The organism is Streptomyces chumphonensis (assembly GCF_014779715.1).
Classification (GTDB): domain Bacteria; phylum Actinomycetota; class Actinomycetes; order Streptomycetales; family Streptomycetaceae; genus Streptomyces; species Streptomyces chumphonensis.
Map to the genome: position 1 here is coordinate 184338 of NZ_JACXYU010000001.1, position 15458 is coordinate 199795.

Genomic DNA, 15458 nt, shown 5'->3' on the forward strand with positions numbered 1-15458 from the left:
CGGGGACGCACTCCCCCGCCCCGGGGGCCGCGCCCGCCGGACGGATGATCGCCGCCCAGGCGGCCCTGGAGCTGCGGATGGCGCTGCGCCACGGGGAACAGCTCCTGCTCACCGTGGTCATCCCCACCCTGCTGCTCGTGCTGTTCAGCGGCGTGGACATCGTGGACCTGCCGGTCGACGGCGGGGAGCGGGTCGACTTCGTGGCCCCCGGGGTGCTGGCGCTCGCCGTGCTCTCGACGGCGTTCACCGGGCAGGCCATCGCCACCGGCTTCGAGCGCCGCTACGGCGTCCTCAAGCGGCTCGGAAGCTCACCGCTGCCCCGCTGGGGCCTGATGACGGCCAAGACGGCGGCGGTGGTCGGCGTCGAGGTGCTCCAGGTCGCCCTGCTGAGCGCCGTGGCGTTCGCGCTGGGCTGGTCGCCGGAAGGCAACGGGGCCGTCGTGGCGCTGCTGCTCGTCGTCGGCACGGCGGCCTTCAGCGGGCTCGGTCTGCTCATGGCGGGCACCCTGCGCGCGGAGGCGACGCTGGCGGCGGCGAACCTCGTCTTCGTCCTGCTGCTGCTCGGGGGCGGCGTCGTGGTGCCGCTGGAGCGGTTCCCGCAGGCCGCGCAGGACGTCCTCGCCCTGCTGCCGGTGACGGCCCTCTCCGACGGGCTGCGCGCCGTCCTCCAGCACGGTGCCGGGGTGCCGTGGACGGAGTTGGGCATCCTGACGGCCTGGGCGGTGGTCGCCCTGACCGCCGCCGCCCGCTTCTTCCGCTGGGAGTAGCGGGGGGACAGGGGGTCACGTCAGGGGCGCGAACTCGGGCAGGGTGAGCGCCGCGTGGGCCGGTCGTCCCCCGTGCGGTGGCGCCGTACCGAGCCGGCGCAGCATGTCGTCGCGCCGTTCCAGGGCCCGTGCCGTGGTGGGGAACAGCAGGGCGTCGCCCTCGCCCACCTGTTCCTGGTTCGCGGTCACGAAGCCTCGGGTGCGTTCCTCGTAGGCGGCGAGGCCCGCCGCGTGGTCCCGGCCGGCCAGGGAGGCAGCGAGCATGTACGCGCCGACGAGCGCGAGGCTGGTGCCCTGGCCGGTGAGGAAGGAGGGCGCGTACGCGGCGTCGCCCACCAACGCCACCCTGCCCCGGGACCAGCGGGGCATGCGGATCTGGCCGACCGCGTCGAAGTAGGGGTCGGCCGCGTCGCGCAGTGCGGCCAGCAGGCACGGCACCTCCCATCCCGCGTCGGCGAAGAGCGAGGTGATCAGGTCCTGCCACGCCTCCCGGTCCCGGAAGGCGTGGGAGGGCGGCTCCGGATGGGCGACGTTCAGGAGGGCGTGCACGTCGTCGCCGTCCCCCACGGCGTAGAGTGCCGCGGCTCGCCCCGGCGTGTTCCACATGATCGTCTCGTGGGAGAGCCCGAGGGTGTTGGGCAGGGTGAACACGGCGAAGCAGAAGCCGAGGTGGCGGTGGAAGCGCTCCTCGGGGCCGAACACGAAGCGGCGGGTGCGCGAGTGCGCACCGTCCGCACCGACCACCACGTCGAACGTACGGCAGCCGCCCCCGCGGAAGGTGACGTCGACGCCGTGGCCGGACTGGGCGAGGGTGTCGACGGAGTCGTCGAACAGGAACTCGACGTCGTCGCGGACCGCCGCGTGGAGGGCGGCGGTCAGGTCGCCGCGCCGGACCTCGAGGTCCCTGCCCGCGACACCACCGGTGACGGCGTGCGGAGTGAGCGAGGCCACCGTCCCGCCGTCCTCGTCGAGGAAGGTCAGTCGGCGCAGGTCGATGTGCGCCTCCCGCAGTCGCGGCAGGATTCCCATCCTGCGGACGACCTCTAGTGCGGTGCCGCGGACATCTACGGGATAGCCACCGTCCCGCGGTGCGCGGGCCTTCTCGACCACCGTCACCCGGAATCCACCGCGGCTGAGCCAGTACGCGAGGGCGGGCCCCGCGACGCCGGCCCCCGATACCAGGACCGTACCCCTCGGCGTGACGCGGGTCATTCCTTGACTCCTTCGCTCATGGTCCGGGCGACCAGCAGGGACAGCGCCGTGACGGCACCGGCGATGACGAAGCCGATGACGAAGGCCGATTCGTCGGGGACCCCCGACCCGGAGGGGGTTCCGACGGTGAGGAGCGCGCCACCGACCTGCACACCCACGGCGTAGCCGATCACACGCGTCACCAGGACCAGGCCGGTGGCGATGCCGGTGTCACGCTGGTCCACGGACGTGGCGGTGCTCGTCACCAGCGCCGTGACGCACAGGCCGTTGGCGAGCGCGATGACCACCTTGCCGACGACGAGGTGCCAGACCTCGGTGTGCACCGCCGCCAGGGCGAGCAGGGCAGTGCTGACCATGGCGATTCCGGCGGTGACCACCGCACGTGAGCCGAAGCGCCGCGCACCGATCCCGGCGAGCGGACCGGCCAGCGACGCCGCCAGGGCGCCGGGCAGCAGGAAGAAGCCGATCTCGGTGGCCCCGGCTCCGAAGCCGTGGGTGCCGGCGGAGACGTCGAGGAGTTGCGGGACGAGATGGACCGCCACCGACGTGCCGACGCAGACCATGAACGTCAGCACACACGCCTTCCACATCGCGGGGCGCGCCAGCATGCGCAGATCGACGATCGGGGAGGCCGCACGGCGCTCCACGGCTGTCCACGCGGTGGCGAAGGCGCCCAGCGCCACGAGCAGGGCGCCGAGGAGGAGCGGCCGCGAGCCGATGAGGGGGGCCAGCGCGAGCGCGAGCATGAGGGTGGCGAGCGACGCGCTCAGGAGGCCCAGGCCGGGCCAGTCGAACCCCACGTCGTCCGGCCGGCCCGGCGGATCGTGCGGCATCAGCCCGGCCACCAGCGTCGTGGCCCCGATGACCGCGATCGTCGGCAGCGCGAACATCCAGTGCCGGGAGAGCCCCTCCGCCACGGGCCCCGCCGACAGCGTGCCCACCATCGTGCCGCCCACGAAGAGCCCGCTGACCACCCCGATGGCCACCTTCGCCGCGTCCTCGGGGAGGTGTTTGCGCACCACGATGAACGACAGGGGCAGCGCGCCCACCATCGCCCCCTGCAATATCTGGCCGAGCAACAGCACGGGCAGGTTCGGTGCCAGGGCGGACACCAGCCCGCCGGCCGAGACCACGGCCATCAGCCGGATCAGGACGCGCTTCCCGCCGTGGCGGTCGCCGAGCCTCCCCGCGACCGGCGTGGTGAGGGCGCCGGTGATGAGGAGCACGACGCTGAGTAACGCGCCTTCGGCGGGGCTCATATCCAGCTCGCGTTGCAGGAGCGGGAGCGTGGGCGCCACCACCGATTCGAGCGCGCCGGTGGCGACGGCCAGGGTGCCGAGGGCCCCTACGGCGGTTCTGCTCATGCGGACCGGGGGAGCCAGGGTCGCGGTCATGGATGTCCTCTCCGTCGTGGCTGGGCGGGGCGGTCGGGGATGGACCCAAGCTACACTACACCGTGCAGTGTAGAAAGATAGGATGGGTCGATGCCCACCACGAAGACACTCCGCGAGGGGTCCACGCGGAAGCGCGCCGCCATCCTCTCGGCGGCCCGGGAACTGTTCCTCACCGACGGCTTCGACCGGACGAGCGTGGACGCGATCGCCGCACGGGCGGAAGTGTCCAAGCGGACGGTCTACGACTACTTCGGCGACAAGCAGACGCTGCTGCGCGCGGTGCTCGACGCCGTCGGCCAGTCACTGATCACCACGATCCGGCGCACCCTCGACGACACCCTCTCCGAGGTCACCGAAGCCGCCGACCTCGAGGACGCCCTGGTCGCGTTCTCGATGAACATCGCCACGGACATGCTCGGCTCGGCGGAGTACGCGACGCTGCAACGGCTGGTCCGGGCGGAACCCGGTCACCCACCGCACCGGGGCTACAACTCCATGGCCGACACCCCGGACGAAGCACTCGCCGAGCGGTTCGCCGCACTCGCCGCCGCCGGGCTGCTCGACGTCCCCGACCCCCGGCTCGCGGCCGACCAGTTCGTCGCGCTGACCTTCGGCGTCGCGCTGGACAGGCTCGGCTCCGCGAACGCCGCGCGGGACACCCGGGTCCAACCCCTCGTCATCGAGGGAGTGCGCACGTTCCTCCGGGCGTACCGCACCACGTGAGACGGTCCGGACCCGGGCGCGGGCTCCACCGGTACGCCGCGTCCTCGCCGACCGCCGGAACGACCGCTAGGCCGGCGGGGCCCGGAAGCCCTCCGGGAGTCGGGCGGCGGCTGCCTCGTCCAGCAGCCACAGGGTGCGTGACCGGCCGTACGCGCCGGCCGCCGGGGCCTGCACCTCGCCGGCCCCGGTGAGGGCCACCGCCACGGCCCGCGCCTTGTCCTCCCCGGCCGCGAGCAGCCACACCTCGCGGGCCGCCCGGATCGCGGGCAGCGTCAGCGACACGCGGGTGGGCGGGGGCTTGGGGGCGCCGTGGACGCCGACGACGGTGCGCCCCGTCTCCCGCACCCCCGGCAGCTCCGGGAACAGCGAGGCCACGTGGGTGTCCGGACCGACGCCGAGCAGGAGCACGTCGAACGACGGCACCGGGCCGTGGTCCTCCGGACGCGACGCGGCGTCCAACTCGGCCGCGTACCCGGCCGCCGCCGCGTCGGCGTCGTCGCCGAAGGCGCCGCCGGACGGTTCCATCGGGTGGACGCGCGCCGGGTCGAGCGGGACGGCGTCCAGCAGGGCGGCCCGGGCCTGCGTCTCGTTGCGCTCCGGGTCCCCGGCGGGCAGGAAGCGCTCGTCGCCCCACCACACGTCCAGGCGGGCCCAGTCGACCGCGTCCCGGGCGGGTGAGGCGGCCACTGCGTGGAGCAGGGCGATGCCGTTGCGCCCGCCGGTCAGCACGACGGACGCGGTGCCCCGGTCGGTCTGGGCGGCGACGAGCGTGGTGACGAGGCGGGCCGCCGTGGCCCGCACCATCTCGTCCTTGGTGCGGTGGACGACGACCTGGGGGGTCGTGGTCATCGTGCGGCGGCCTTCCGTGCGGGCGCCTTGCGCCGGGACTCCCGGCCGGCGGCGGGCGGGTCGGACGGCCCGGCGGGCGCCTTCTCGGCGCCGAGGTTGGCCAGGCCGTGGCACAGGGCGTGGTGGTAGGCCTCGTCCGGGTCGAGGCGGCGCAGCTCCTCGGCGATCAGCTCCGCCGTGGTGCGGCGGTGGAGGGCGACGTGCCGGTCCGGCTGCCCCGGCACGGCGAGCAGGGCCAGCCGCCCGTCGGGCCGGTCCAGGCAGATCTCGCCCTCGGGCGTGGCGAGCCGGACGGCCGTGATGCCGGGGCCCTCGGACAGGGCGCGCGTCACCGGGACGCCCAGCCGGTCGGCCAGCCACAGGGCCAGCAGTTCCGTGCTGGGGTTGTGCTCCTCGCCCTCGACGACGGCGCCGGTGACGGTGGTCTGCCGCTGTCCGACGGCCCGCTGGTCCATCGCCGCCGCCAGGACGCTGCGCCAGGGCGTGATGCGGGTCCAGGCCAGGTCGGTGTCCCCCGGCGCGTAGGTCTCCGCCCGGCGGGCGAGCGTGCCGGCCGGGTCCTCGGTACGGGCGGCGTCGGTGATGCGGCGCTGGGCGAGGGCGCCCAGCAGGTCCTTGGACGGCACGGCCGGGCTGTCCTCGGGCCACCAGACGACGACGGGCGCGTCCGGCAGGAGCAGTGGCAGCACGACGCTGGAGGCGTGGCCCGCCAGCTCGCCGTGCAGCCGCAGCAGGACGGTCTCGCCGGTGCCGGTCTCGCCACCGAGCCGCACCTCGGCGTCGAGCCGGGCCTGGGCGCGGTCCCGGGGGGAGCGGCCGGGGCGGCGGATGACGACGAGGATGCGGGAGGGGTGCTCGCGGGAGGCGTCGCTGGCCGCCTTGAGCGCGTCGTAGTGGTTGCCCTCGTCGGTGACGATGACCAGGGTGAGGACCATGCCGACGGCCGGGAAGCCCGCCGCCCGCCGGGCCTTGACCAGCGCCGCGTTGACCTGGCTGGACGTGGTGTGGGTGAGGTCGATGTTCATGGGCGCCGCCAGCTCCTACCGTCGCGTGCCAGCATCTCGTCGGCCGCCTTGGGGCCCCAGGTCCCGGCGGTGTACGGCTCGGGTTTGCCGTGCCGCTCCCAGTGCTCCTCGATCGGGTCGAGGATCTCCCAGGAGCGTTCGACCTCCTGGTGGCGCGGGAAGAGGTTCGCGTCGCCGAGCAGCACGTCGAGGATCAGCCGCTCGTACGCCTCCGGGCTGGACTCGGTGAACGACTCGCCGTAGGCGAAGTCCATCGTCACGTCCCGGATCTCCATGGAGGTGCCGGGCACCTTGGAGCCGAACCGGATCGTGACGCCCTCGTCCGGCTGCACCCGGATGACCAGGGCGTTCTGCCCCAGCTCCTGGGTGTCGGTGGTGTCGAACGGCGAGTAGGGGGCGCGCTGGAAGACGACGGCGATCTCGGTGACCCGGCGGCCCAGCCGCTTCCCGGTGCGCAGGTAGAAGGGCACGCCCGCCCAGCGCCGGTTGTCGATCTCCAGCTTGATCGCGGCGTAGGTGTCCGTCTTGGACTTCGGGCTGATGCCCTCTTCCTCCAGGTAGCCGAGCACCTTCTGACCGCCCTGCCAGCCGGCCGTGTACTGGCCGCGGACGGTGTGCTTGCCGAGGTCGGCGGGGAGCCGGACGGCGTTGAGCACCTTCAGCTTCTCCGTGACCAGTGCCTTGGCGTCGAAGGAGGAGGGCTCCTCCATCGCGGTGAGGGCCAGCAGCTGGAGGAGGTGGTTCTGGATGACGTCCCGGGCCGAGCCGATGCCGTCGTAGTAGCCGGCCCGGCCGCCGATGCCGATGTCCTCGGCCATCGTGATCTGCACGTGGTCGACGTAGGAGCGGTTCCACAGCGGTTCGAACATGGTGTTGGCGAACCGCAGGGCGAGGATGTTCTGGACCGTCTCCTTGCCCAGGTAGTGGTCGATGCGGAAGACCTGGCTGGCGCGGAAGACGCCGTGGATGACCTCGTTGAGCTCCTGGGCGCTCGTCAGGTCGTGGCCGAAGGGCTTCTCGACGACGGCGCGCCGCCAGGAGCCCTCGGGCGCGTCGGACAGGCCGTGCTTCTTCAGCTGCTGCACGACCGTGGGGAAGAACTTGGGCGGGACGGACAGGTAGTAGGCGAAGTTCCCGCCGGTGCCCCGGGCCTTGTCCAGCTCCTCGATGGTCGTCTTCAGCGTGTCGAACGCCGTGTCGTCGTCGAAGACGCCGGGCACGAACCGCATGCCCTGGGCCAGCTGCTGCCAGACCTCCTCGCGGAACGGCGTCCTGGCGTGCTCCTTGACGGCCTCGTGCACGACGTCCGCGAAGTCCTCGTGCTGCCAGTCGCGGCGCGCGAAGCCGACGAGCGAGAAGCCCGGCGGCAGCAGTCCGCGGTTGGCGAGGTCGTACACGGCGGGCATGAGCTTCTTGCGGGACAGGTCTCCCGTGACGCCGAAGATGACCAGGCCCGACGGCCCCGCGATGCGCGGGAGCCGCCGGTCCTGTGCGTCACGCAGCGGATTGCCGTCGCCTGCCTGGCCTGCTGCGGGGCTCGTCACCGGCCTTACGCCTCCTTCGGGGCGAGACGCTTGAGCTCGGCTTCGGTGGAGGTGAGCAGGTCCGTCCAGGACTTCTCGAACTTCTCGACGCCCTCGTCCTCCAGCAGCCGCACGACCTCGTCGTAGGAGATGCCGAGTGCCTCGATGGCGTCCAGGTCCGCGCGCGCCTGCTCGTAGGTGCCGCGCACGGTGTCACCGGTGATCTTCCCGTGGTCCGCCGTGGCGTCCAGGGTGGGCTCCGGCATCGTGTTGACGGTGTGGGGCGCGACCAGCTCGGTGACGTAGAGGGTGTCCGGGTAGGCCGGGTCCTTCACGCCCGTGGAGGCCCACAGGGGGCGCTGCACGTTGGCGTTCTTGGCCTCCAGCGCCTTCCAGCGGTCGGAGGCGATGACCTCCTCGTACGCCTGGTAGGCGAGCCGTGCGTTGGCGAGGGCGGCCTTGCCGCGCAGCGCCGCGGCCTCCTCCGTCCCCAGCGCGTCGAGGCGCTTGTCGATCTCGCTGTCCACGCGGGAGACGAAGAAGGACGCCACCGAGTGGATCCGGGAGATGTCCAGGCCCTTCGCGTCGGCCCGCTCCAGCCCCGTCAGGTAGGCGTCCATCACCTGGCGGTAGCGCTCCAGCGAGAAGATGAGCGTGACGTTCACGCTGATGCCGGTGGCGATGGTCTCGGTGATCGCGGGGAGCCCGGCCAGGCTGGCGGGGATCTTGATCAGGGTGTTGGGCCGGTCGACGAGCCAGGCGAGCTGGCGTGCCTCGGCGACGGTCGGCCGGGTGTGGTGGGCCAGCCGGGGGTCGACCTCGATGGAGACCCGCCCGTCCCGGCCGCCGGTCGCCTCGTACACCGGACGGAGGATGTCCGCCGCGTCCCGCACGTCGGCCGTGGTGATCATCCGCAGCGCCTCCTCGACGGAGACGCGGCGGGCGGCGAGGTCGGTGAGCTGCTGCTCGTACCCCTCGCCCTGGGAGATCGCCTTCTGGAAGATCGACGGGTTGGTCGTGACGCCGACGACGTGCAGCTGGTCGATCAGCTCGGCGAGGCCGCCGGACGTGATGCGCTCGCGCGACAGGTCGTCCAGCCAGATCGCGACGCCCTCGTCGGAGAGGCGCTTGAGTGCGTCTGTCATAGGAATTGCATCTCCTGCTTGTCGCTTGTCGGGCAGTGGGTCAGCGCGCTGCGGCTTCGATGGACTCGCGGGCGGCGGCCGCCACCGCCTCACCGGTGAGGCCGAACTCGCGGTAGAGGGTCTTGTAGTCGGCGGAGGCACCGAAGTGCTCCAGCGACACCGCTCGGCCGGCGTCCCCGAGGTATCGGTACCAGGACTGGGCCACGCCCGCCTCGACGCTCACTCGGGCCCGGACGGCCGGCGGCAGCACCGCGTCCTTCCACGCCTGGTCCTGCTCCTCGAACCACTCCACGCACGGCATGGAGACCACGCGGGCCCGCACGCCCTGCGCGGCCAGCTGCTCGCGCGCCTCGACGGCGAGCTGCACCTCGGACCCCGTCGCGATGAGGAGGACGTCCGGGCTGCCGCCCTCGGCCTCCAGCAGGACGTAGCCGCCCTTGGCCGCGTCCGGGTTCGGCTCGTAGGTGGGCACGTTCTGCCGGGTGAGGGCGAGGCCGTGCGGGGCGGGGTGGATCGCGTGCCGCTCCATGATCTCGGCCCACACCGTCGCCGTCTCGTTCGCGTCGGCGGGCCGGACCATGTTGAGGCCGGGGATGGCACGCAGCGCGGAGAGGTGCTCGACGGGCTGGTGCGTGGGGCCGTCCTCGCCCAGACCGATCGAGTCGTGCGTCCAGACGTAGGTGACCGGCGTCTTCATCAGCGCCGCGAGCCGCACGGCGGGCCGCATGTAGTCGGAGAACACCAGGAACGTGCCGCCGTAGATGCGCGTGTTGCCGTGCAGGGCGACGCCGTTCATGACGGAGCCCATGGCGTGCTCGCGGATGCCGAAGTGCACGGTGCGGCCGTACGGGTCGGCCCCGGGCAGCTTGTTGCCGACCGGGAGGAACGAGGTCTCGGCGATGGTGGTGTTGTTCGAGCCGGCGAGGTCGGCGGAACCGCCCCACAGCTCCGGCAGCACCCCGCCGAGGGCCTTCAGCACGGCGCCGGACGCCTTGCGGGTGGCGACGTCCTTGCCGGGCTCGAACGTCGGCAGGGCCTCGCGCCAGTCCTTCGGCAGTTGGCGGTCGCGGATGCGCTCCCAGGTGGTGGCGCGCTCGGGGTTCGCCGCGCGCCAGGCGTCCAGCCGCTCCCGCCAGTCGGCCTGGGCCGCGCTGCCCCGCTGAAGGGCCTGCCGGGTGTGCGCGAGGACGGCGTCGTCGACGGCGAAGTCGGCCTCGGGGTCGAAGCCGAGGACGCGCTTGGTGGCGGCGACCTCCTCGGCGCCGAGCGCCGAGCCGTGCGACGCCTCGGTGTTCTGCGCGTTCGGCGCGGGCCAGGCGATGATCGAGCGGGCGGCGATGAGCGAGGGGCGGGAGGTCTCCTCCCGGGCCGCCGTCAGCGCCTCGTACAGGCCCTTGGGGTCGAGGTCGCCGTTCGGGGCCTGCTCGACGCGCTGCACGTGCCAGCCGTAGGCCTCGTAGCGCTTCAGGGTGTCCTCCGAGACGGCCGTCTCGGTGTCGCCCTCGATGGAGATGTGGTTGTCGTCCCACAGCATCACGAGGTTGCCGAGCCTCTGGTGCCCGGCCAGCGAGGAGGCCTCGGCGGCCACGCCCTCCTGGAGGTCGCCGTCACCGCACAGGACCCAGATCGTGTGGTCGAACGGGGAGGTGCCCTCGGGCGCCTCCGGGTCGTACAGGCCGCGCTCGTAGCGGGCGGCCATGGCCATGCCGACGGCGTTGCCGATGCCCTGGCCGAGCGGACCGGTCGTCGTCTCGACGCCGACCGTGTGGTGCACCTCCGGGTGGCCCGGAGTCCGGCTCTCCCAGGTGCGGAAGGCCTTGAGGTCCTCCAGCTCCAGGCCGTACCCGGCCAGGTAGAGCTGGATGTAGAGCGTCAGGCTGGAGTGCCCGACGGAGAGAACGAAGCGGTCGCGGCCCGTCCAGTGGGAGTCGGCGGGGTCGTGCCGCATCAGCTTCTGGAACAGGACGTAGGCCGCCGGGGCGAGGCTCATGGCCGTGCCCGGGTGGCCGTTGCCCACCTTCTGGACGGCGTCCATGGCCAGGACCCTCACGGTGTCCACGGCCCTCTGGTCCAGTTCCGTCCATGCGAACGTGTCGGCTTCTGTGGTGGTCGGCTTGGTGCTCACCCTGGCTCAGGGCTCCTCTCCGCATACGAAAAGCCGGTGACCTGTCCCTCACCGCGCGCTGCCGAGCCTACCGCCGCGCGCGTCGGCTGCCCGCCGGTGTGCGGCCCGCGGTCACGATCCCGGTGACCCCGTGTCGGGGGAACCCTCACGTTCGCCCCGATATTTCCCGCCCGGCCGCGCGGGACGCCGCCCCTCCCGCCGCGGACGGCGTCCCGCGCGGCCGGGCGCATACCGGCCCAACACGGCCACCCCCCGCAGTCGGGCCGCGTACGGCCGCCGTCTAAAGTGGCGTGGTACGTGCGAGACGTCGCCGGACGCGTCGTCCGGCCCTCGCTTGTTCCCACGCGGTGTGAGCCGCGGATGTCGCTTGTGATCAGGGGTGTTCGTGACGGCCGTCGAATCCCGTCCCGCGGGGAGTATCGCGCCTGCCCCCGGCGGCGAGACGCAGTCGGGCCCGCCGGTCATGGCGCGGGTCAAGGCGTTCGTGGCCCTCACCAAGCCCCGCATCATCGAGCTGCTGCTCACCACCACCATTCCGGTGATGTTCCTGGCCGCGCAGGGGGTCCCCGACCTGCTGCTCGTGCTGTGGACCTGCGTCGGCGGCTACCTGTCGGCCGGTGGGGCGAACGCCCTGAACATGTACATCGACCGTGACATCGACGCCCTGATGGCCCGCACCGCGCAGCGGCCGCTCGTCACCGGCCTGGTCTCCCCCCGCGAGGGGCTGGTCTTCGGCCTGACGCTCGCCGTCGGCTCGACGCTGTGGTTCGGCCTGCTGGTCAACTGGCTCTCGGCCGCCCTCTCCCTGGGCGCGCTCCTCTTCTACGTCGTCGTCTACACGATGCTGCTCAAGCGGCGCACCGCGCAGAACATCGTCTGGGGCGGCATCGCGGGCTGCATGCCCGTCCTGATCGGCTGGTCGTCGGTCACGAACGAGGTCAGCTGGGCCGCGGTCGTGCTGTTCCTCGTCATCTTCTTCTGGACGCCGCCGCACTACTGGCCGCTGTCGATGAAGGTCAAGGACGACTACGCCCGGGTGGGCGTGCCGATGCTGCCCGTCATCGCGTCGAACCGCGTCGTGGCCCGGCAGATCGTCTGGTACAGCTGGGTCATGGTGGCCGTGTCGCTGGCCCTGTACCCGCTGGGCTACGTGGGCTGGTTCTACACGGCCGTCGCCCTGGCCGCCGGCGGCTGGTGGCTGTGGGAGGCCCATGCCCTCCAGTCCCGCGCCAAGGCCGGCGCCACGGGGACCAAGCTCAAGGAGATGCGGCTGTTCCACTGGTCGATCACCTACGTGACGATCCTCTTCGCCGCCGTCGCCATCGACCCGTTCCTGCGCTGACCCCGTCCCGCGCCGACCTGCTCCCGTCCTGACGCACCGCCCCGGGCCGCACCGCCGCGGCCCGGGGCGGCCGCGCGTCGGCGCGCGAACCGTGGCGCGACCCACGGTGACCTGCTGGCCTACCCGGCGGTAGCCTTGCGCTATGGCAGAGACGCAGAGCAGCGAGACCCCCGCGCCGCGCGAGAGCGCGGCGGACGGCAAGGCGCAGCGGCAGGCCGCGCGGCTGGCCAAGCACATCACCGCGTTCGCCCGGCGCCACGGCGGCAGCGCCGAGGGACAGCTGGCCTACCTCGGGCAGCGGGGCGTGCGGATCGTCCTGGTCGGCGCGGACGGCGGCTGGGGCGACCTGGTGGCCACCAGCCACGCCGTCGCCCAGCTGGCCGTGGAGCGGGCCGGGATCACCGTCCGGGAGACGTTCGACGGGGAGATGGCCGCCAAGGTCCGCACCGGCCCGTACGAGTGGAGCCGGATGGCCGGCATGCAGATCGGCGGCCCCGCCAACCCGTGAGCACCACCGGGGCGCGCCGCACGGCCCGGCCCCGACCGGCGTGCGGCGCGCCCCGGAAGGCGATCCCCCGCTACGCGCTGGGGACCGGTGCCTCGGGACGGGCGGCGGCACGGCCGACCGCCTCCGGGGGCGCGGACGCGGTCGGCACCGGGGCCGTGCCGCGCTCGCGCAGGGAGAGCACGACGCGCAGGACGGCGATCCACACCAGGGTCGAGCCGAGCAGGTGCACGGCGACGAGCAGTTCCGGCACGTCCGTCAGGTACTGCGCGTAGCCGACCACGATCTGCGAGGCGAGGACGACCGTGAGGTCGCGGGTGCGGGCCCGGGGCCCGTCGGGGGCGTCCACGACACGCAGGAACACCCACAGGGCCAGCGTCAGCGCGACGACCAGCCAGGCGGTCGCGGCGTGCACCCGGGTCACGGAGTCCCAGTCCAGCGGGATGCGGGGGACGTCGCTGCTGTCGCCGGCGTGCGGACCGGCGCCGGTGACGACGGTGCCGACCGCGATCAGCACCGCCGAGGCCGCCAGCAGCGCCGCCCCGAGCTGCCGGACGCGGGGGCCGACGAGCGGACGCGGCGGACCGTCGCCCTCCCGGGCCCGGTGCCAGGTGAGCACCGTGACGGTGATCAGTGCGGTGGCCAGCAGGAAGTGCCCGGCCACGGAGTAGGGGTTCAGCCCGGTGAGCACGGTGACGCCGCCGAGCACCGCGTTGGCCACGACGATGAAGAACTGCGTCCAGGCGAGCCGGGTGAGGCCCCGGCGGCGCGGCTCGGTGCTCCGGGCGGCGACGATCGCCCAGCCGACGGCCGCGCACAGGACGTACGTCAGCATGCGATTGCCGAACTCGATGGCGCCGTGCAGGCCCATCTCCTGGGTGGCGATGAGGCTGTCGCCGGTGCACTTGGGCCAGGTGTCGCAGCCCAGCCCGGAGCCCGTCAGGCGGACGGCGCCGCCGGTGACGACGATGACGACGCTCATGACCACCGCGGTGAGGGTGGCCCGCTGGAGGGTGCGCTGGGACGGCGTCCAGCGGCTGGCGACGTACGCGAGGGGGTTACGCGCGGCTTTGAGCATGTTCGGCACCCCGCCATGGTAAGCGGGTGCTTGTGCGAGTTTTCACGAGGGTCCCGGCCGGGGACACGGGCCGCGCCCGGCCCGCTCCCCCGGCCGGGTGCGCTCAGCGTCCGCGCAGCGCCCGGTAGCGGGCCACGAGCGAGGAGGTGGAGGCGTCCAGCCCCGGCACGTCGGCGCCCTCCGTCAGGGCGGGCTCGATGCGCTTGGCCAGCACCTTGCCCAGCTCGACACCCCACTGGTCGAAGGAGTCGATGTTCCACACGGCGCCCTGCGTGAAGACCTTGTGCTCGTACAGCGCGATGAGCTGGCCGAGCACGGAGGGGGTGAGGGCGGTGGCCAGGATGGTCGTCGTCGGCCGGTTGCCGGGGAACGTCCGGTGCGGCACCTGCTCCTCGGCGATGCCCTCGGCGCGCACCTCCTCTGCCGTCTTGCCGAACGCGAGCGCCTGCCCCTGGGCGAAGAGGTTCGCCATGAGGAGGTCGTGCTGGTCGCGCAGGGGGCCCAGCTCGGCGACGGGCTCCGCGAACCCGATGAGGTCGGCGGGGACGAGCTTGGTGCCCTGGTGCAGCAGCTGGAAGTAGGCGTGCTGCCCGTTGGTGCCGGGCGTGCCCCACACCACCGGGCCGGTCTGCCAGGTCACCGGCCGGCCCTCGCGGTCCACGGACTTGCCGTTGGACTCCATGTCGAGCTGCTGGAGGTAGGCGGTGAAGCGGGCCAGGTAGTGCGAGTACGGCAGCACCGCGTGGGCCTGGGCGTCGAAGAAGGCGCCGTACCAGACGCCGAGCAGGCCCATGAGCAGCGGGGCGTTCTCCTCGGGCGGCGCGGTGCGGAAGTGCTCGTCGACGAGGTGGAAGCCGTCGAGCATCTCCCGGAAGCGCTCCGGGCCGACGGCGGTCATCAGCGACAGGCCGATGGCCGAGTCGTAGGAGTACCGGCCGCCGACCCAGTCCCAGAACTCGAACATGTTGGCCGGGTCGATGCCGAACGCCGCCACCTCGTCGGCGTTCGTCGAGACGGCCACGAAGTGCCGGGCGACGGCCTCGGCGCCCGCGTCCAGGCCGCGCAGCAGCCAGTCGCGGGCCGCGCGGGCGTTGGTGATGGTCTCGATCGTCGTGAAGGTCTTCGACGCGACGATGAACAGCGTCTCGGCCGGGTCGAGATCGCGCAGCGCCTCGTGCAGGTCGGCCCCGTCCACGTTGGAGACGAACCGGAAGTCCAGCTCGCGGGCGGTGTAGGGGCGCAGGACCTCGTACGCCATCGCCGGACCGAGGTCGGAGCCGCCGATGCCGATGTTGACGACCGTGCGGATGCGGCGGCCGGTGTGCCCCGTCCAGGCCCCCGAGCGGACCTGCCCGGCGAAGGCGCCCATGCGGTCGAGCACGGCGTGGACCGCCGGGACGACGTTCCGGCCGTCGGTCTCGACGACGGCGTCGCGCGGCGCGCGCAGCGCGGTGTGCAGCACCGCGCGGTCCTCCGTGGTGTTGATCTTCTCGCCGCGGAACATGGCGTCCCGCAGCGCACCGACACCGGTGGCCTCCGCGAGGGCGCGGAGCAGCGTCAGCGTCTCGTCGGTGACGAGGTGCTTGCCGTAGTCGAGGTAGAGGTCGCCGACCTGGACGCGGTACCGCTCACCGCGCCCGGGGTCGGCGTCGAACAGCTCCCGCAGCCCCACGTCCCCCAGCCGCTCGCGGTGCTCGGCCAGAGCGGCCCATTCCGGGAGGCGGTCCAGTCGTCCGCCGAACGTTGCGCCTGCTGCATTCATCTGCGCTG

The 15458-nt window shown here is 73.0% G+C and carries 13 protein-coding genes; 4 read left to right on the plus strand and 9 right to left on the minus strand.

From position 1 onward, the window contains the following. Positions 1 to 44: 44 nt before the first annotated feature. Complete coding sequence (locus tag IF129_RS00645; RefSeq protein ID WP_191208199.1) at positions 45 to 767, plus strand: ABC transporter permease; 723 nt, start codon at positions 45 to 47, stop codon at positions 765 to 767. A 15-nt stretch (positions 768 to 782) separates the two neighbouring features. Here IF129_RS00645 and IF129_RS00650 read toward each other — a convergent pair whose 3' ends face one another. Together IF129_RS00650 and IF129_RS00655 are read right to left on the minus strand one after the other, a co-directional pair. After that, complete coding sequence (locus IF129_RS00650; protein WP_191207396.1) at positions 783 to 1979, minus strand: FAD-dependent monooxygenase; 1197 nt, start codon at positions 1977 to 1979, stop codon at positions 783 to 785. After that, entirely contained in the window at positions 1976 to 3373 is a 1398-nt protein-coding gene (locus IF129_RS00655; RefSeq protein ID WP_191207397.1) for an MFS transporter, read from the minus strand. Before IF129_RS00655 ends, IF129_RS00650 begins: the two co-directional genes overlap by 4 nt. 90 nt (positions 3374 to 3463) lie before the next feature. Here IF129_RS00655 and IF129_RS00660 point away from each other — a divergent pair, with 90 nt between their 5' ends. Then, positions 3464 to 4096, plus strand: coding sequence for a TetR/AcrR family transcriptional regulator (locus IF129_RS00660; RefSeq protein ID WP_191207398.1), 633 nt, complete (start codon positions 3464 to 3466; stop codon positions 4094 to 4096). 66 nt (positions 4097 to 4162) lie between these two features. Here IF129_RS00660 and pgl read toward each other — a convergent pair whose 3' ends face one another. From pgl to tkt, 5 genes are read right to left on the minus strand one after another with little or no spacing between them, the layout of a single operon-like run. Then, positions 4163 to 4945 carry a 6-phosphogluconolactonase gene (pgl, locus tag IF129_RS00665; protein WP_191207399.1) on the minus strand — a complete coding sequence of 261 codons (783 nt, stop codon included), beginning with the start codon at positions 4943 to 4945 and terminating at the stop codon, positions 4163 to 4165. Continuing rightward, positions 4942 to 5970: a glucose-6-phosphate dehydrogenase assembly protein OpcA gene (opcA, locus tag IF129_RS00670; protein ID WP_191207400.1), complete on the minus strand. Its 1029-nt coding sequence runs from the start codon at positions 5968 to 5970 to the stop codon at positions 4942 to 4944. The genes pgl and opcA overlap by 4 nt, the downstream gene beginning before the upstream one ends. After that, entirely contained in the window at positions 5967 to 7514 is a 1548-nt protein-coding gene (gene zwf, locus IF129_RS00675; protein WP_191207401.1) for a glucose-6-phosphate dehydrogenase, read from the minus strand. Before zwf ends, opcA begins: the two co-directional genes overlap by 4 nt. 5 nt (positions 7515 to 7519) lie before the next feature. Beyond that, positions 7520 to 8638: a transaldolase gene (tal, locus tag IF129_RS00680; protein ID WP_191207402.1), complete on the minus strand. Its 1119-nt coding sequence runs from the start codon at positions 8636 to 8638 to the stop codon at positions 7520 to 7522. A gap of 40 nt (positions 8639 to 8678) precedes the next feature. Then, entirely contained in the window at positions 8679 to 10763 is a 2085-nt protein-coding gene (gene tkt / locus IF129_RS00685) for a transketolase (protein ID WP_191207403.1), read from the minus strand. 385 nt (positions 10764 to 11148) lie between these two features. On the opposite strand from tkt, the gene IF129_RS00690 reads away from it, so the two are divergent. After that, entirely contained in the window at positions 11149 to 12105 is a 957-nt protein-coding gene (locus tag IF129_RS00690) for a heme o synthase (RefSeq protein WP_191207404.1), read from the plus strand. A 142-nt stretch (positions 12106 to 12247) separates the two neighbouring features. Next, the gene (locus IF129_RS00695) at positions 12248 to 12613 is read left to right on the plus strand and encodes a hypothetical protein (protein WP_191207405.1); all 366 of its coding nucleotides are present in this window, start codon (positions 12248 to 12250) and stop codon (positions 12611 to 12613) included. Positions 12614 to 12683: 70 nt separating this feature from the next. On the opposite strand, the gene IF129_RS00700 is transcribed toward IF129_RS00695, so the two are convergent. Together IF129_RS00700 and pgi are read right to left on the minus strand one after the other, a co-directional pair. After that, positions 12684 to 13688 carry a COX15/CtaA family protein gene (locus tag IF129_RS00700; RefSeq protein WP_191208200.1) on the minus strand — a complete coding sequence of 335 codons (1005 nt, stop codon included), beginning with the start codon at positions 13686 to 13688 and terminating at the stop codon, positions 12684 to 12686. 103 nt (positions 13689 to 13791) lie between these two features. Further along, complete coding sequence (gene pgi, locus IF129_RS00705) at positions 13792 to 15450, minus strand: glucose-6-phosphate isomerase (protein WP_191207406.1); 1659 nt, start codon at positions 15448 to 15450, stop codon at positions 13792 to 13794. Positions 15451 to 15458 lie beyond the last annotated feature (8 nt).